Source organism: Streptomyces sp. NBC_01635 (genome assembly GCF_045209715.1).
GTDB lineage: Bacteria > Actinomycetota > Actinomycetes > Streptomycetales > Streptomycetaceae > Streptomyces > Streptomyces hirsutus.
Genome location: NZ_CP109277.1, coordinates 1,974,922 through 1,992,571, shown reverse-complemented (window position 1 = coordinate 1,992,571; position 17,650 = coordinate 1,974,922). Strand labels below are relative to the sequence as shown.

Here is a 17,650-nt window from a genome sequence, read left to right as displayed (position 1 = left end):
CGTCTGCACTATGTCTGATGCTGCGCAGCCCACCGCTGCCGAGGTACGCGCCGCCGCCGAGGCGGTCAAGACCGCGCTCGACCGCCACCTGGCCGCGGTCGAACGCCGGTCGGGGGAGGACGACCCGGCCGTCTACGAGGCGTTCAACGAGCTGGCCGTGGCCGCCGAGTCGTACGACGAACTGCTCTACGACCGCTACGACGAGGTGACCCCCTTCGAGATCCCCGCGGCCGAGGACGCACTGCCGCCCTACACCGGGCCCGAGGAGCCCAGCGCGCTCAGCGTGCTGATCCGCCGCGACTACGCCGTCGCGGAGCCGCAGCGGCTGCTGGCGCACGCGCAGCGGATCGAGGCGGCGGACGACGACATCTCCGACGCCTCCGACACCTCCGACACCTCGGGCACCGTCCACGGCGCGCTCGGCCTCCTGTTCGGCGAGTACGAACCGGACGAGATCGCCTCCCGGCACAAGGAGTTCGGCCTGGAGGAGGGCGACTCCACGCTCTGGGTGACGGCATCGGACGAACCGGCGGAACCCGGTGAATGGCTGGAAGCCCCGTTCGAGGAGGTGGACCCGGCGCAGGTCGTGTGCCGCTTCGACGTCAGCGCCGTCTTCGACGAGGACCCCGACGACGAGGTGGACGACCTCGACGACGGCCTCGAGGACAGGCCGGTTCCGGCCCTGGACACCGATCGCTGATCACACCCGGGGGCGCGCCGGCGGCGAGAGCGACACCGGCGGTGGCACCGGGGGTGCCACCGCCACCGCAGTCACCGCCACCGTTACGGGTGGTGTCCGGAGTCAGCCGGCCGCTGCCGGAACCTGCGGCGCCAGCAGTACCGGCAGCCGGGTCGTCCGGGGCTTCGCCGGCACCTCCGCCACGGCACGCGGCAGCGCCTGCTCCACCCCGTGCACCACGGACAGATGGCGGTCCGCCCTGCTGAACGCCGTGTACACCCAGGGCCGGCTCAACGCCTGCACGGCATCGCCGGGCAGCACCACGACCACGGCCGGCCACCGGTTCCCCATCGCCTGGTGTGCCGTCAGCGCCCAGCCGTGCCGTACCGACTGCTCCACCCGCTCCTGAGGTACGACGACGGCCTCGCCCGCGCAGGACAGGTGCAGCCCGTCGGCGCCGGCCTTCACCACCCGGCCCGGCACCGTACGCCCCCGGGCGGGGGAGTGGACGATCCGGTCGCCCGGGTCGAACCCGCCGAAGCGCCCCGGCCCCGGATTCAACCGCTCCTTCAACGCCGCGTTCAGTGCGCGCGTGCCCACCGCACCCCCGTGCCCCGGCGTGATCACCTGCGTCTCCTCCGCGGGTACCCCGATCGCGCGCGGCACCGAGTCGATCACGAGCTGCACCGTCCGGTGCACGGCCTCGCCCGGGTCCCGCACCGGCACGATGACGACCTCCCTGCCGGGTGCCGCCACCTGGTTCAGCTCACCGACCCCGATACCGGAGACCAGTTCGCCCAGCGGCCCGGGATCCGGCCGTCGGGAGGCGATCTGCGGGCACACGCGCGCGGCCAGCAGATCGGCGAACACCCGCCCCGGACCGACGGACCACAGCACGCCCGGATCCCCGGCCAGCAGCAGCCGGGAGCCGTCCGGCAGCGACTCCGTGACCAGCGCGGCCGTCTCGACGTCCAGCAGGGGAGCGTCCAGCACGACGAGCAGGTCCAGCAGCAGCGCCCCGTCGGCGTCCCGCCCCGGTCCCTCGGCACCGGACAGCAGCCCGGCGACGGTGGCGACTCCGGGGTCCTCGGCCTTCTCGTCCCCCGCTGCGGTGACGCCGGCGTTCGTCTCCCCGGGGTCCGTGCCCTCGGCCGTGACGGCCTCCAGCAGGGCCGCGAACCGGGTACGCCCGACCGGGGTGTGGACGGCGGCCCAGGCGCGCAGTCCGAGACCGCGTGCCGCCCGGAGCAGAGCCGCCGGCTCGGCGAGGGACGCCTCCCCGCCCGTGTGCAGCACCAGTCCGTGACCGGCGACCGCGCGGATCAGTTCCCCCGTGGACCCGCCCGCCGAGGCGGCGGCCCGCTCCCACTGCGCATCTGAACCGTCCTGCTGGAAAACGGAGTTGACGAGCCGGGCCAGCCCGTCGGCGAGGCTCTCCTCGGCCATCGCGTACCGCTCGAGCGCCACGAGCACCCTGACGGGCCGCTCCTCCTCGGCTCCGTCCGCGTCGTCCCCGGCGTCGTCCCGCCGGGGTGCCGGGGTTCCCGTCTCCGGCAGCGGGTCCTGGAAGACCAGGACGTCACCGTCGGAGATCGCGGCCTGCACGGCCTCCTCGGGATCCGGTACCCCCTGCCGCGCCAGCGCGGTGGTCAGCGCGGACATCTCCAGGGCGGTGTGCCCGGCCGTCGCGGCCTGCTCCAGCAGCCATCCGGTGACCGCCCGCTCCCGCCGCCCGTCGTCCGGCCCGGCCTCACCGCCGAGCAGCGCCCGTGCGAAACCGTCCGCCTGCTCGGGCCGCACACCCGCCACCCGCAACAGCTGCCAGGGATCGGCCCGCAACGCCTGTGCGGCCCCCTCGCCCAGCACACCGGCAGCCTGCACGGCGAGCGCTTCGGGCGCGCCGCCCTGGGCGAGCACCTCACGTACGGCCACGACCACGCTGTCGGCGGGTGCCTGCCCGGCGGTCACCGGCGGCGCCGGCCGCACAGGTTCGGGAGCGGGCCGCCGCGGCGCGGGCCGGGCCTCCTCGAACACCGCGGGCGCCGGCTTCTCGCCGCTCTCCACGGCCCGTACGGCGGCGAGCAGATCGGCTGCCGTGCCGCTCAGCTTGCCGCCGGCCTCGATCGGTCCCTGCCGCTCCGCCTTCCGCCGCTCGATCCGCTCCCGCTCGGCCCGCTGCGCCAGCAACTCGGCCTCGGCCTCGGACACCTGCCCGGCCCCGGCCGTCTGCCCGCCCTCCGCCTCCGTGCCCTCCGCCTCCGCAGGGGCATCCGGGACGGTCCCGGGCGAGGCCTCCGAGGCCTCCGGCGTCGCCGCGGGCTCCGAGGTGTCCGCCGCCTCGTCCGGTGTCCCCGGCCCGGCGTTCTCCGTGGTCTCCTCGGGCGGCTCCGTGCTCACAGCGTGCTCCAGTCGTGATCGGGATAGCGGTGCACGGGAGCCGACACATCGTCGAGCGCCCGGCAGATCTCGTCAGGAAGACTAAGGGCCTCCACCGACAACGCCGCCGTGAGCTGCTGCGCGTTGCGCGCGCCGACGACCGGGGCGGTCACGCCCGGCCGGTCCCGCACCCACGCGAGAGCCACCTGGAGCGTGGTCACGGCGAGCCCGTCCGCCGCCGTCGTCACCGCGTCCACGATCCTGCTCGCCGTGTCGTCCAGATAAGGCTCCACGAACGGCGCCAGATGCGCGGAGGCGCCCCGCGAGTCCGGCGGCATGGCGTCGCCCCGGTACTTGCCGGTCAGCACGCCCCGCCCGAGCGGGGACGAGGGAAGCAGCCCGATCCCGGTGTCGACGGCGGCCGGCAGCACCTCCCGCTCCACGCCCCGCTGGAGCAGCGAGTACTCCATCTGGGTGCTCGCGAGCCGGGCCCGCGAGCCGGGCGCGGCGAGCTGCCAGGTCGCCGCCCTGGCCAGCTGCCAGCCGCAGAAGTCGGCCACACCGGCATAGCGGGCCCGTCCGCTGGCGACGGCGATGTCCAGGGCCTGGAGCGTCTCCTCCAGCGGTGTGGCGGGATCGTAGGAGTGGAGGTGCCACACGTCGACGTGGTCGGTGCCCAGACGCGCGAGCGAGGCGTCCAGCGCGGAGAGCAGATGACCGCGCGAACCGTCGACCCTGCGGTTCGGGTCCGGCACGCTGCCGGCCTTGGTCGAGATGACGAGGTCCCGGCGCGGCACCAGCCCGTCCATGAGCTGCCCGAGCAGGTACTCGGCCTCCCCGTCGCCGTACACGTCGGCGGTGTCGACGAGGTTGCCGCCCGCCTCCCAGAAGGTCTTCAAGAGGTCCGCGGCGTCGTGCTCGTCGGTGTCCCGACCCCAGGTCAGGGTCCCGAGGCCGATCCGGGACACGCGCAGGCCGGTACGGCCGAGATGCCTCTGCTCCATGAACGCCGAGATTACTGGCCAGACCTTGTGGTGTGGGTACCTGTGGACAACGTATTTCCCCAGGCACCGGGCGGGGCCGGGCCGCCCGGCACGAAGACCGCGAGCGGCACCGCACCCCCGCGGGGCCCCGCGGTATAGGGTCTCCGCACAAACGACGTTACTGATGGGTAAGGGGAGAGGGCCATGCAGCTCGGGATCAACCTCGGCTACTGGGGCGCCGGAATGGACGCGGACAACCTCGCCGTGGCGCAGGAGGCCGACCGCCTCGGGTACGCGGTCTGCTGGGCGGCCGAGGCCTACGGCTCCGACGCCGCCACCGTGCTCACCTGGGTCGCCGCCCAGACCGAACGCATCGACGTGGGCTCGGCCATCTTCCAGATCCCGGCCCGCCAGCCCGCGATGACCGCGATGACGGCCGCCACCCTCGACTCCCTCTCCGGCGGCCGGTTCCGCCTCGGCCTCGGCGTCTCCGGCCCGCAGGTCTCCGAGGGCTGGTACGGCGTCAAGTTCGACAAGCCGCTCGCCCGGACCCGCGAGTACGTCGAGATCATCCGCAAGGCCATGACGCGCGAGCGCCTCACCCACGACGGCGAGCACTGGACGCTGCCCCTCCCCGGCGGCCCCGGCAAGCCCATCAAGCTCACCGTGCACCCGCAGCGCGAGCACATCCCCCTCTACATCGCCGCGATCGGGCCGAAGAACCTCGAACAGACCGGCGAGATCGCCGACGGCGCCCTGCTGATCTTCCCCTCCGCCGACCACCTGGAGGACACCGCCGTCAGGTACCTGAGGGCGGGCCGCGAGAAGGCGGGCAAGACCCTCGACGGCTTCGACATCTGCCCCACCGTGCCCCTCGCCGCCGGGGACGACAAGGACGTCACCGCCCTCGCCGACACCTTCCGTCCCTACACCGCGCTGTACGTCGGCGGCATGGGAAGCCGCAAGCAGAACTTCTACAACCAGCTCGCCGGGCGCATGGGCTACGAGCGGGAGGCCGCCGAGATCCAGGACAAGTACCTGTCCGGCGACAAGCAGGGCGCCGCCGCGGCCGTACCGCACGACCTGATCGACTCCACGACGCTCCTCGGTTCCGTGGACCGCATCGCGGACCGGATGAAGGCCTACGCGGCGGCCGGGGTCACCACCCTCACCCTCGCCCCGGCCGGTTTCACCCTCGACGAGCGGCTCGCGTCGCTGCGCGCCGGCACCGAGGCCCTGGAACGCGCCGGTCTCGCATAGGACCGTCCGCGGGGCCGCCCGCGAGGGGTTCCACGGCCGTGGCGGGGGCTCGGGGGTCTTCCCCGCCACGGCCGTCACCCACCACAACGCCCGGCGGCTCCCGCGGTTACGCCCCGGTGCCCCCTCGCCCGTCCTCCGTTCGGCGCAGTTGTCGGCGGTCCCTGTTGCCGTGCGCCCCTCCCCGGACTTGACTCCTTCTCTGCGGACCACTTCGGACCACCGCGAACCGCAGGACTGCGGACGTGCGGAATCCTCGCGGAGAGGGGCCCATGATGCTTTCGGTCAAGAGTCTGTTCCAGGAGATCCTCGACGACGACGAGTCCTTCGCGCTGTTCTGTTCCATCGCCGCCGGCGGGGAGGCCCAGGGCGGCTGGGAGAACGCCAGGATCGCCGCTCTGGTCCCCGAGTCCCAGCGCGCGCTCGCTCCCAAGATCACCAGGCACGGCGCCGACGAGGACAAGCACGGCCGCATCTTCAACGCACTGATGAAGAAGCGCGGTGTGCGGCCCGCCCCCGTCCCGCCCGAGACCGACTACACGATGCTCCTCGAGCGCGGCGGCATCGGTCTGGCGCACGACCGGCTCAGGCACGACGAGCCGCTCACCGTCGAGGACATCGTCACCTACCTCGCCCACAGCCGGGTCACCGAACAGCGCGCCTCCGAGCAGATGGAACTGCTCCGCAAGCACTTCTCCGACCACCCCGAACTCGGCCGCGCGATCAGGATGATCTCCGACGACGAGGACAACCACCTCGCCTACTGCCACGAGGAACTCCTGCGCCTCGCCTACGCCGGACACGGCCGCGCCATCCAGCGCACCCTGCGCGCGAGCGCGCTCGCCGAGATCCGCGTGTACCGGGACGTCAGCCTCGCGGTGATGGACCGGATGGGCCGCATCCTCGGCTGGTCCAGGGCCAGGTCGGCCCTCCTGGCGGCCGGCATCCACGCGGTGTACGTCTACGAGCGCCTGGGCGGCTGGCGCCGCATGGTCTCGCTGAGGATGCCGGACCGCCACAACGCCCTGGGCGGCCCGGAGAGCACGGCCCCCGAGTTCGCCTGAGCCACGGACGGAGCCGGAGGGGGCCGTGCCCCAGGAGGAGACCGGCCCGCCGGCCGCACCGGGCCGGACGCCCGCCCCCTTCGGCCCGCCGCCCGCTACATCCAGCCGCGCCGCTTGAACAGCCGGTACAGCAGCACCTCCAGCACGGCCATCACCAGGATCACCGCCGGATAGGACCACTCCCACCGCAGCTCCGGCATGTGCTCGAAGTTCATGCCGTAGATCCCCGCGAGCATCGTGGGGACCACGGCCATGGCGGCCCACGCGGAGATCTTCCGCATGTCGTCGTTCTGCCGGACGCTCACCTGGGCCAGATGCGCCGAGAGGATGTCCGAGACCAGCCGGTCCAGGCTCTCCACGGACTCGTTCACGCGCGTGAGGTGGTCGTGCACGTCACGGAAGAAGGGCCGCGCCTTCTTGGACACGAAGGGCACCGCCGCACCGGAGGCGCCCGCCCCCATGAGCCGTGCCACCGGCTGCGTCAGCGGCCCGGTCGCCCGGCGGAACTCCAGGATCTGCCGCTTGAAGGTGTAGATCCGGGACGCCGTGTGCTGCGTACCGGCACCGTCCGGGCTGAAGACCTCCGCCTCCAGCCCCTCCAGGTCGGCCTGCAGCTCGGTCGCCACGTCGAGATAGTGGTCGACGGCGGCGTCGGCGATCGCGTACACCACCGACGTCGCCCCCTTGACCAGCAGGTCCGGTTCGTGCTCCAGACGGCTCCGTACGGCGTTCAACGGGGAAGCCCCGCCGTGCCGGACGGTCACCACGAACGCGTCCCCCAGGAAGATCATGACCTCGCCGGTGGAGACGGTGTCGCTGTGAGGCTCGTAGGCGACCGGCTTGAGGACCATGAACAGCGAGTCGTCGTACACCTCCAGCTTGGGCCGCTGATGCGCCTTGAGCGCGTCCTCGACCGCCAGCGGGTGCAGTCCGAACTCCTGGGAGACCAGATCGAACTCGTCCGCCGTCGGCTCGTGCAGCCCGATCCAGACGAAACCCCCCGACGCCCGCGCCTGCTCCAGCGCGTCGGAGAAGTCGCCGGGCCCCTCCGTCCGGCGCCCCTCCCGGTAAACGGCACAGTCGACGATCATGGAGCGCACATTCCCCGCACCGGCCGGACAACACATCCGGCGGCGCGGCGGACGGCGCACCGTACGACGCGCCGGGCCACGCACCCGCGCGTGCGCCTACCCTGGGCCGCATGCCCACGTTGCTCCTGGTCCGGCACGGACGATCCACCGCCAACACCGAGGGACTGCTCGCCGGCTGGACGCCCGGCGTCGCCCTCGACGAACGCGGGGCCGCGCAGGCCGCCGCCCTGCCCGGACGGCTCGCCGCCCTGCCCCTCTCCGAGGTCGTCGCCAGCCCCCTCCAGCGCTGCCAGGAGACGATCCGGCCGCTCCTGGACGCCCGGCCCGGCCTCACCGCCCACACCGACGACCGCATCGGGGAGTGCCACTACGGCGACTGGACGGGCCGCAAGCTCGCCGAGCTGAAGGACGAGCCCCTCATGGAGGTCGTCCAGGCCCATCCGTCGGCCGCCGCCTTCCCCGGCGGGGAGTCCCTGCGCGCGATGCAGACGCGCGCCGCCGAAGCGGTGCGCGAGTGGAACGCGCGGGTGGAGCGCGATCACGGCGCCGACGCCGTCTATCTCATGTGTTCGCACGGGGACATCATCAAGTCCCTCGCCGCCGAAGCACTCGGACTTCATCTGGACCTCTTCCAGAGGATTTCCGTCGATCCGTGTTCCGTCACCGCGATCCGGTACACGCGGCTGCGCCCCTACCTCGTGCGGCTCGGCGACACCGGCGACTTCGACGCCCTGGCACCGCGCGACGAGACGCCCTCCGACGACGCCCCGGTGGGGGGCGGCGCGGGCGCACCGTGATCGTCGGCCGCAGTAGGGTGAAGCCGACGCGGCAGCGCCGTGGATACAGGTACCCACAACTCTCGATGGAGTCAGGACGTGTCCCGTCAGGTGTTCCTCTACGACCAGCCGGAACGTTTCGTGGCCGGTACGGTCGGACTGCCAGGGCGCCGTACGTTCTTCCTCCAGGCCTCAGCCGGCTCCCGGGTGACCAGCGTGGCCCTGGAGAAGACCCAGGTCGCCGCACTCGCCGAACGCATGGACGAACTGCTCGACGAGGTCGTACGCCGTAGTGGCGGCAGCGCCGCCGTGCCCGCCGTGGCGCCGACCGAGATCGCCGACACCGCCCCGCTGGACGCCCCCGTGGAGGAGGAGTTCCGCGTCGGCACCATGGCGCTCGCCTGGGATGGCGAGGAGGAGTGCATGATCGTCGAGGCGCAGGCGCTCGTCGAGCTGGACGCCGAATCCGAGGAGGACCTCGCCGAGGCGGAGGAGCGGCTGCTCCAGGACGAGGAGAACGGGCCCCCGATGCTCAGGGTCCGGCTCACCGGCGTCCAGGCCCGTGCCTTCGCCAAGCGCGCCCTCGACGTCGTCAACGCGGGCCGGCCGCCGTGTCCGCTGTGCAGCCTCCCCCTCGACCCGGAAGGACATGTGTGTCCGCGCCAGAACGGATACCGACGCGGAGCGTGACCACCGCAGACCCCACCGCCGCGGTGCTGCTCGCCCAGGGCGAGCTGACCGTGCGCGGGCGCATCCGTGAGGCGTCGAACGCGGCGCTCTACTGCACCGTGGCCCACGAGGGCCGCGAGGCCGCCTGTGTCTACAAGCCCGTCGCGGGGGAGCGGCCCCTGTGGGACTTCCCGGACGGGACGCTCGCCGGGCGCGAGGTCGCGGCGTACCTGGTCTCCGAGGCGACCGGCTGGGGACTGGTGCCGCCCACCGTGCTGCGGGACGGCCCGCACGGCGAGGGCATGTGCCAGCTGTGGATCGAGACCGCCCCGGGCACGGAACTCCTCGCCCTGGTCGACCGGGAGGAACCCGCCCCCGGCTGGAAGGCGATCGGATTCGCCGAGGTGGGCGAGGGGCGCACCGCACTGCTCGTGCACGCCGATGACGCGCGGCTGCGGCGGATGGCCGTGCTCGACGCGGTGATCAACAACGCCGACCGCAAGGGCGGGCACCTCCTGCCCACCCCGGACGGCCGGCTCTACGGCATCGACCACGGCGTCACCTTCAACGTCGAGGACAAGCTGCGCACCCTGCTGTGGGGCTGGGCGGGGGAGCCCCTGCCCGGGGAGGCGCGCGAGGCCCTCGAGATCCTCGGGAAGGCACTCGCCGAGGGCGGCCCGCTGGCCGTCTCGCTGGCCCCGCTGATCACCCCCGCCGAGATCGACGCCACGCGCGCCCGTGTGATTTCCCTCCTCGCCTCCGGCACCCATCCCGAGCCGGGCGGGGACTGGCCCGCGATCCCCTGGCCGCCGGTCTGACCCACGCCGGTCTGACCCACGCCGGTCCGGCCCACGCCGGTCCGGCCCACGCCGGTCCGGCCCGAGCCCCGTGGCCCGGCCCGAGCACGGTGCTCCGGCTTCGGTCCGGCCTCGATCCGGACCGCGTCCGGGTCGGGCGGGACAGTCCCGCACCCCCTTCGCCCGCGCGCCACCCGCACGTTCGGCGGTGATGCGCAAGAGTGCCTTCCCGGTCGTCCGGCCCGCTCCGGTTCGTATCCTGGACCATGGTCCGGTTACGCTCAGGGCATGCATGCCTGGCCCGCTTCCGAGGTCCCCGCCCTGCCCGGTCAGGGACGCGACCTGAGGATTCACGACACCGCGACCGGGGGCTCGATCACACTCGACCCCGGCCCCGTAGCCCGTATCTACGTCTGCGGCATCACTCCGTACGACGCCACCCACATCGGACACGCGGCGACGTACAACGCGTTCGACCTCGTGCAGCGCGTGTGGCTCGACACCAAGCGGCAGGTTCACTACGTCCAGAACGTCACCGACGTCGACGACCCGCTGCTGGAGCGGGCCGAGCGGGACGGCGTCGACTGGGCCGCCCTCGCCGAGCAGGAGACCCAGCTCTTCCGCGAGGACATGACGGCCCTGCGGATGCTGCCGCCGCGTCAGTACATAGGCGCCGTGGAGGCGATACCCGGCATCGTCCCGCTCGTCGAACGACTGCGCGATCTCGGCGCCGCGTACGAACTCGAGGGCGACACCTACTTCTCGGTCGAGGCCGACCCGCATTTCGGGCAGGTCTCGCACCTCGACGCGGCCGCCATGCGGCTGCTGTCCGCCGAACGCGGCGGCGACCCGGACCGTCCGGGCAAGAAGAACCCCCTCGACCCGATGCTCTGGTCGGCCGCCCGCGAGGGCGAGCCCAGTTGGGACGGCGGATCGCTCGGCAGGGGCCGTCCGGGCTGGCACATCGAGTGCGTCGCCATCGCCCTGGACCACCTGGGCATGGGCTTCGACATCCAGGGCGGAGGCTCCGACCTGGTCTTCCCGCACCACGAGATGGGCGCCTCGCACGCCCAGGTGCTCACCGGCGAGTTCCCCATGGCCAAGGCGTACGTCCACGCCGGGATGGTCGCCCTGCACGGCGAGAAGATGTCCAAGTCCAAGGGCAACCTGGTCTTCGTGTCCCGGCTTCGGCGTGACGGCGTGGACCCGGCGGCGATCCGGCTGGCGCTGCTCGCCCACCACTACCGCGCGGACTGGGAATGGACCGACCAGGTCCTCCAGGACGCCGTGACGCGGCTCGGGCACTGGCGGGCCGCCGTCTCCCGCCCCGACGGCCCGTCCGCCGAGACTCTGGTGGACGAGATCCGCGAAGCCCTGGCCAACGACCTGGACGCTCCGGCGGCGCTGGCCGCCGTCGACCGCTGGGCCGTGGCCCAGGAGCAGCAGGGAGGCACGGACATGGGCGCGCCCGGGATCGTCTCCCGCGCCGTGGACGCCCTGCTCGGCGTGGCGCTGTAAACGATCGGGAATGCAGTGGGGCGCCCCGTCCACCGACGGGGCGCCCCACTGCGTTCGTCCGGGCCCGACTGCCTCGGCCCGCCGCGTTCGGTCCTTCGCGTCCGTCCGCGCTCAGTCCTCCGAGGAGTCCTCGCCGTCCGTGTCCGGTTTCGCCGGTTTCGGCGGACGGGGCCGACTGCCCGGGGCGTCCCGCCGGAACGACGGGCCGTCCCCGCCGTCGGCCGTGGCGTGGCCACCGGGCTGCGGCGGGCCGGACGAACCGTCACGGCGCCGCAGATAGCGCTCGAACTCGCGGGCGATCGCCTCGCCCGACGCCTCCGGCAGCTCGGCCGTGTCCCGGGCCTCCTCCAACGACTGGACGTACTCCGCGACCTCGCTGTCCTCCGCGGCCAGTTGGTCCACGCCCACCTGCCAGGCGCGCGCGTCCTCGGACAGTTCGCCCAGCGGGATGCGCACGTCGATCAGGTCCTCCAGCCGGTTCAGGAGGGCCAGCGTCGCCTTCGGGTTGGGCGGCTGCGACACGTAGTGCGGGACCGCCGCCCACAGCGACACCGCCGGGACGCCCGCGTGCGTGCACGCCTCCTGGAGAATGCCGACGATCCCCGTGGGACCCTCGTACTTGGTCTCCTCCAGGTCCATGCGGCGGGCCAGGTCCGGATCGGACGTGGTCCCGCTGATCGGCACCGGACGGGTGTGCGGAGTGTCACCCAGCAGAGCGCCCAGGACGACCACCAACTCCACCCCGAGTTCATGGGCGAAGCCCAGCAGCTCGTTGCAGAACGAGCGCCAGCGCATGGACGGTTCGATCCCGCGGACCAGCACCAGATCGCGCGGCTTGTCGCCACCGACCCGGACCACCGACAACCGCGTCGTCGGCCACGTGATCTTCCGCACGCCGCCGTCCATGAACACCGTGGGCCGGTTGACCTGGAAGTCGTAGTAGTCCTCGGCGTCCAGCGCCGCGAACACCTCGCCCTTCCATTCCCTGTCCAGATGCGCGACCGCGGTGGAGGCGGCGTCACCGGCATCGTTCCAGCCCTCGAACGCGGCCACCATGACCGGGTCGATCAGCTCGGGAACCCCCTCGAGCTCGATCACCCAGCGCCTCCTTCCGACGTGCCCTCGCGTACGCCCCAACCTTACGGCGTGCAGGGGGGAGCGTCCGCAGCCCCCTCGCAGGGGGAATGCCCCAACACTGCCCCGGCAGGCGCCGGGAAACACCCCGTGTTGATCCGAGCCGCCCGGGAGGGCCGCCCGCTCACGGTGCGGACGGCGGGCCTTCACCGCGTGGAACGCGGCCACCGCTCGAGGCCCGCGAGGTGGACGGTGACCCACGACCGCGCCGCCTTCGCGTCCCGGTCCCGCAGGGCCGCCGGGACGGCCCGGTGTTCGCGCGGGGTCCGTCCAACCGCTCGGCCGGCGGGTCCGGTTCCCGCTCGCTGATCAGGGCGGCCGTGGTGGCCGTGACGGTCGGCTCCGGGGTGCGGCGCGCGGCGAGGAACTCCAGGGCCGTGGCCTCCCGGTGCGGTCCACGGCGAAACCGAGTGCCTCCAGCAGCGGTTGCGGGTCCGGGCCGGTGACGTACGTGCCGTCGCCCTGCCGCACGTCGGGGATCCGGGCCGGCGACAGCGCGCGCACCGCCTCCCCGGAGAGTTGCGCGACAGTCCCGGTCCGGCGGCGAGTTCGCTCTCCCCGGGCAACCGGTCGCCGGGACGCGGCGTGCCGACGACGATCACCCCCTTGATCTTCTCGATCGCCTCGTCGGTGACCGCCGTCCCGGCCTTCCCGTGGATCCACCGGAAACAGCGGATCCACAGGGAACAGACGTCCGAGGTGCCCGGGCCGTTGCGCGTGGCTTCGGGGGCCCCACAGCCGGAAGGGGCGACTCCGCCGGCCCGCAGGCCGGTGGGGAATCGCCCCTCCGTGTCACCCTCCCCCTGCCGCAGGGAGGACCGCTCCCGCGCGGGCAGGGCCGGTGACCGTGCGGTCACTTCCTGTCGAGCAGGTCCTGGACCTGCGCACGGACCTCGTCCGTGGCCAGCCCTCGGATCGTCAGCGTCGTACGGCGGCGCAGCACGTCGTCCGCCGTCTCGGCCCACTCGTGGTCCCGGGCCCAGACGACCTGCGCCCAGATCTCCGGCGCGTCCGGGTGGACGCGCCGGGCCAGCGCCGGGTCGTCGTTGGCCAGCCGGGCGATGTCGAAGGCCAGCGAACCGTAGTGGGTGGCCAGGTGCCGGGCGGTGTCCGCTGCCATGCGCGGACCGGGCGCGGGGCCGTCCACCAGCAGTCGGTGGGCGACCGCGCGCGGGTTGGCGACCCCCGGCAGCGGCAGCTTGCTCGGCAGCGAGCCGACGGGTTCGAAGGCGTCGCCCAGCGGGTGGCCGGGCAGTTCCTGGAGCTTGCGCATCACCGTGCGGCCGATGTGGCGGAAGGTGGTCCACTTGCCGCCCGCGACGGACAGCATCCCGCCGCGGCCCTCGCTGACGACCGTCTCGCGCTTGGCCTTCGCGGTGTCCCCGGGGCCGCCCGGCAGCACCCGCAGGCCGGCGAAGGAGTACGTGATCAGGTCGCGGTCCAGTTGCTGGTCGCGGATGGAGAACGCGGCCTCGTCGAGTATCTGGGCGGTGTCCTTCTCGGTGACCGCGACATCCGCCGGGTCGCCCTCGAACTCCTCGTCGGTCGTGCCGAGCAGCAGCATGTCCTCCCAGGGGAGGGCGAAGGTGATGCGGTACTTGTCGATCGGCGTGGCCAGCGCGGCCCGCCACGGGGCGGTCCGCTTCAGCACCAGGTGAGCGCCCTTCGACAGGCGGATGGACGGCGCCGCCTTCGGGTCCTCCATCCGGCGCAGGTGATCCACCCAGGGGCCGGTCGCGTTCAGCACCAGACGGGCGTCGACGCCGAACTCGTCGCCCGACAGCCGGTCGCGCAGCTCGGCGCCGGTCACCCGGCCCCGGGTGAACCGCAGGCCGGTCACCTCGGCGTGGTTGAGGACGACCGCGCCCGACTCGGCCGCCGCGCGGACCGTCATCAGCGCCATCCGCGCGTCGTTCATCTGGTCGTCGCCGTACACGGCCACGGCCTTGAGGTTGTCCGTGCGCAGCTCCGGCACGTCCCGCGCGGCCTTGGCGGGGGAGAGCAGGTGGCCCACCCCGTCGCCGAAGGCCGACAGGGCCGAGTACGCGAAGACACCCGCTCCGAGCTTCGCCGCGCCGTGCGGCCCGCCCTTGTACACGGGGAGGTAGAACGTGAGCGGGTTCGCCAGGTGGGGTGCCACCTGGCGGGAGACCGCACGGCGCTCGAAGTGGTTCTCCGCCACCAGCTTCACCGCGCCGGTCTGCAGGTAGCGCAGACCGCCGTGGAGCAGTTTGGAGGAGGCGGAGGAGGTGGCGCCGGCGAAGTCGCCGGCGTCGACCAGAGCCACCCTGAGGCCGGACTGCGCGGCGTGCCAGGCGGTGGAGATGCCCAGGATGCCGCCGCCGATCACGAGAAGGTCGTACGACGCCTTGGAGAGCTGCTCCCGGGTCTCGGCCCGGCTCGGGTTCGAGCTGGAAGCCGGGTGCGTCCCCAGGGCAGGCACGGACTGCAGGGTGGACTGAGTGGTCATGTCGGGTCGTGCTCCTCGTCAGTCTTCGTCCTCGAGCCAGCCCATGGTCCGCTCGACGGCCTTGAGCCAGCTCTTGTACTCACGGTCGCGGATCTCCGCGTCCATGCGGGGGGTCCACTCGGCGGCCCGGCGCCAGTTGGCGCGCAGGTCGTCGGTGTTGTTCCAGAAGCCGACGGCGAGGCCGGCGGCGTAGGCGGCGCCGAGGCAGGTGGTCTCGGCGACCATGGGGCGCACCACGGGCGCGTCCACGAAGTCGGCGAGGGTCTGCATCAGCAGGTTGTTGGAGGTCATGCCGCCGTCGACCTTGAGGGCGGTCAGCTCGACGCCTGAGTCCTTCGTCATGGCGTCGGCGATCTCCCGCGTCTGCCAGGCGGTGGCCTCCAGGACGGCGCGGGCGATGTGCGCCTTGGTGACGTACCGGGTCAGGCCGGCGATCACACCGCGGGCGTCGGAGCGCCAGTACGGGGCGAACAGGCCGGAGAAGGCCGGTACGAAGTAGGCGCCGCCGTTGTCCTCGACCGAGAGCGCGAGGGTCTCGATCTCGGCGGCGGTGGAGATCAGGCCCATCTGGTCGCGCATCCACTGCACCAGCGCACCGGTGACGGCGATGGAGCCCTCGAGGGCGTAGACCGGCTTCTGGTCGCCGATCTGGTAGCCGACGGTGGTCAGCAGCCCGCTGTAGGAGTTGATGATCTTGTCGCCGGTGTTCATCACCATGAAGGTGCCGGTGCCGTACGTCGACTTGGTCTCGCCCTCGGCGAAACAGGTCTGGCCGAACAGGGCCGCCTGCTGGTCGCCGAGCGCGGAGGCGACTGGGATGCCGCCGAGCAGGTCGCCCAGGCTGCCGCCCTCGATCTCGCCGTAGACCTCGGCGGAGGAGCGGATCTCGGGCAGCATCGCCGTCGGGACGCCGATGGACTCGGCGATCTTTTCGTCCCACTGCAGGGTGTGCAGGTTCATCAGCATGGTGCGGGACGCGTTGGTGACGTCGGTGACGTGCTTGCCGCCGTCCGTACCGCCGGTCAGGTTCCAGATGACCCAGGTGTCCATGGTGCCGAAGAGGATGTCGCCCGCCTCGGCGCGCTCCTTGAGCCCTTCGACGTTGTCGAGCAGCCAGCGGGCCTTGGGTCCGGCGAAGTAGGAGGCGAGGGGGAGACCCGTCTCGCGGCGGAAACGGTCCTGCCCCACGTTGCGGCCGAGCTCGCGGCAGAGGGCGTCGGTGCGGGTGTCCTGCCAGACGATGGCGTTGTGGACCGGCTCACCGGTGTGCCGGTCCCACAGCACGGTGGTCTCGCGCTGGTTGGTGATGCCGATGGCCTTGATGTCGTCCCGGGTGATGCCGGCCTTCTCGACGGCGCCGGCGACGACCTCCTGGACGTTGGTCCAGATCTCGGTGGCGTCGTGTTCGACCCAGCCCGGCTTGGGGAAGATCTGCTCGTGTTCCTTCTGGTCGACGGCGACGATGCGGCCGTCGCGGTCGAAGACGATGCAGCGCGACGAGGTCGTGCCCTGGTCGATGGCGGCGATGAACGGACCGTGGCCGTGGGAGGCGATGCCGGCGGAGTGGTCGTCGGTCACTGTGTGCTCCTGGAGGTTCCTTGGGTACGGGGCTGTACGTACGGCGCTTCTACAAGACTCGGGGTTTCCCGGCGGCGGGGGCACCCTCAGGCGAAGGCGATGTTGTAGACGCCCGCCGCGAGGGCGCCGCCGATCAGCGGACCGACCACCGGGACCCACGCGTAGGTCCAGTCGGAACCGCCCTTGTTGGGCAGCGGCAGAAGGGCGTGCACGATGCGCGGACCGAGGTCACGGGCCGGGTTGATCGCGTAACCGGTCGGTCCGCCCAGCGACAGACCGATGGAGACGACCACGAGGGCCGTGATCAGACCGCCCAGCACGCCGAGGCCGTTGCCCGTGTCGTTCAGGCCCTGGGTGAGCACGGCGATGATCAGCACGAAGGTGCCGACGATCTCCGTGGCGAGGTTCTGCACCGCGTTGCGGATCTCCGGGCCGGTCGAGAAGATGCCGAGCACCGGGCCGGCGCCCTTCTCCCGGGCCTCGACCGCCTTGGCGTCGGTGGCCTGCGCGGCCCGGTCGCCGACGATCTCCTCGTCGGTCAGGTGCGCCTGGAACTGACCGTAGTAGGCCACCCAGACCAGCGCCGCGCCGATCATCGCGCCGAGGAACTCTCCGGCGAAGTAGACCGGAACGTTGCTCCAGTCGCCGTCCTTGATCGCGAGCGCCACGGTCACGGCCGGGTTGAGGTGGGCTCCGGAGAGCGGAGCGGAGATGTACACCGCCGTCATGACGGCGAAGCCCCACCCGAGGGCGATGGCGAGCCAGCCGGCGTTGCGGGCCTTGGAGGCCTTCAGGGTCACGGCGGCACACACACCGCCGCCGAGCAGGATGAGTACGGCGGTACCGATGGTCTCGCCGATGAAGATGTCGGAGCTGGACACCCGCGACTCCTTTGTCCTTCGTCCAGGGAAACCGACCCCCGGGTCCCGCCGGGGATTGGCGCCCTCCGTGGTGAGAGCGAGGCCGGCCCTTGCCACACCCTAACGCGTATTGCCGGTAGGTGTTCGGCAATGCCGACCGATGGACGGGAGTCTTTCCCCGCCCTCACCTGCGCGTCAAGGGTTTGGTCGTCGAAAGCGCGATCGTTATCGGTTGCCCCGGGATGTCGATCTTCGGAATCGATCCATGGGGATATGTCCTGCTTCTCCGTCGCGGAGTACGACGACGGCCGAGACGCCGTACGGCGTCCCGGACCGGGGTTCGTGAGGTATGCGTCGAGCCGGTGCCGCACGGGATCCGCCTGGTACCCGACCGGGGG

Annotated in this window: 14 protein-coding genes and 1 pseudogene; 7 read left to right on the top strand and 8 right to left on the bottom strand. The window is 72.4% G+C overall.

Annotated elements, in window-relative coordinates:
• Positions 1-10 precede the first annotated feature (10 nt).
• Positions 11-700, top strand: coding sequence for a hypothetical protein (locus OHB56_RS09465; RefSeq protein ID WP_326751845.1), 690 nt, complete (start codon positions 11-13; stop codon positions 698-700).
• 102 nt (positions 701-802) lie between these two features.
• Here OHB56_RS09465 and OHB56_RS09460 read toward each other — a convergent pair whose 3' ends face one another.
• Positions 803-3,076: a helix-hairpin-helix domain-containing protein gene (locus OHB56_RS09460; RefSeq protein ID WP_406352652.1), complete on the bottom strand. Its 2,274-nt coding sequence runs from the start codon at positions 3,074-3,076 to the stop codon at positions 803-805.
• Positions 3,073-4,059, bottom strand: coding sequence for an aldo/keto reductase (locus OHB56_RS09455; protein WP_406352650.1), 987 nt, complete (start codon positions 4,057-4,059; stop codon positions 3,073-3,075). The genes OHB56_RS09460 and OHB56_RS09455 overlap by 4 nt, the downstream gene beginning before the upstream one ends.
• 183 nt (positions 4,060-4,242) lie before the next feature.
• Here OHB56_RS09455 and OHB56_RS09450 point away from each other — a divergent pair, with 183 nt between their 5' ends.
• Both OHB56_RS09450 and OHB56_RS09445 read left to right on the top strand, forming a co-directional pair.
• Positions 4,243-5,298, top strand: a complete 1,056-nt coding sequence (locus OHB56_RS09450) for an LLM class F420-dependent oxidoreductase (protein ID WP_406352648.1) — start codon at positions 4,243-4,245, stop codon at positions 5,296-5,298.
• A gap of 272 nt (positions 5,299-5,570) precedes the next feature.
• Positions 5,571-6,359: a ferritin-like domain-containing protein gene (locus tag OHB56_RS09445; protein ID WP_406358987.1), complete on the top strand. Its 789-nt coding sequence runs from the start codon at positions 5,571-5,573 to the stop codon at positions 6,357-6,359.
• Between the two features lie 95 nt (positions 6,360-6,454).
• On the opposite strand, the gene corA is transcribed toward OHB56_RS09445, so the two are convergent.
• Entirely contained in the window at positions 6,455-7,450 is a 996-nt protein-coding gene (corA, locus tag OHB56_RS09440; protein WP_326751841.1) for a magnesium/cobalt transporter CorA, read from the bottom strand.
• Positions 7,451-7,560: 110 nt separating this feature from the next.
• Between corA and OHB56_RS09435 the strand changes: the two genes are divergently transcribed.
• The 4 genes from OHB56_RS09435 to mshC all read left to right on the top strand — a co-directional run bounded on the left by OHB56_RS09435 (position 7,561) and on the right by mshC (position 11,210).
• Positions 7,561-8,247 (top strand): histidine phosphatase family protein, encoded by a 687-nt coding sequence (locus OHB56_RS09435; protein ID WP_406352646.1) that lies wholly within the window; start codon positions 7,561-7,563, stop codon positions 8,245-8,247.
• Positions 8,248-8,325: 78 nt separating this feature from the next.
• Entirely contained in the window at positions 8,326-8,916 is a 591-nt protein-coding gene (locus OHB56_RS09430; protein ID WP_279336909.1) for a DUF3090 domain-containing protein, read from the top strand.
• Complete coding sequence (locus tag OHB56_RS09425) at positions 8,913-9,713, top strand: SCO1664 family protein (protein ID WP_406352643.1); 801 nt, start codon at positions 8,913-8,915, stop codon at positions 9,711-9,713. The genes OHB56_RS09430 and OHB56_RS09425 overlap by 4 nt, the downstream gene beginning before the upstream one ends.
• A 267-nt stretch (positions 9,714-9,980) precedes the next feature.
• Positions 9,981-11,210, top strand: coding sequence for a cysteine--1-D-myo-inosityl 2-amino-2-deoxy-alpha-D-glucopyranoside ligase (gene mshC / locus OHB56_RS09420; protein WP_326751838.1), 1,230 nt, complete (start codon positions 9,981-9,983; stop codon positions 11,208-11,210).
• A gap of 111 nt (positions 11,211-11,321) precedes the next feature.
• On the opposite strand, the gene OHB56_RS09415 is transcribed toward mshC, so the two are convergent.
• From OHB56_RS09415 to OHB56_RS09395, 5 genes and pseudogenes are all read right to left on the bottom strand, one after another.
• Complete coding sequence (locus OHB56_RS09415) at positions 11,322-12,308, bottom strand: PAC2 family protein (RefSeq protein WP_406352641.1); 987 nt, start codon at positions 12,306-12,308, stop codon at positions 11,322-11,324.
• A 182-nt stretch (positions 12,309-12,490) separates the two neighbouring features.
• Positions 12,491-13,003, bottom strand: a pseudogene (locus tag OHB56_RS09410) (FadR/GntR family transcriptional regulator).
• A 194-nt stretch (positions 13,004-13,197) separates the two neighbouring features.
• Complete coding sequence (locus OHB56_RS09405) at positions 13,198-14,814, bottom strand: FAD-dependent oxidoreductase (protein WP_406352639.1); 1,617 nt, start codon at positions 14,812-14,814, stop codon at positions 13,198-13,200.
• Between the two features lie 18 nt (positions 14,815-14,832).
• Positions 14,833-16,368 (bottom strand): glycerol kinase GlpK, encoded by a 1,536-nt coding sequence (gene glpK, locus OHB56_RS09400; RefSeq protein WP_406358985.1) that lies wholly within the window; start codon positions 16,366-16,368, stop codon positions 14,833-14,835.
• Between the two features lie 110 nt (positions 16,369-16,478).
• Positions 16,479-17,273: an MIP/aquaporin family protein gene (locus OHB56_RS09395; protein WP_326751835.1), complete on the bottom strand. Its 795-nt coding sequence runs from the start codon at positions 17,271-17,273 to the stop codon at positions 16,479-16,481.
• Between the last annotated feature and the right edge of the window lie 377 nt (positions 17,274-17,650).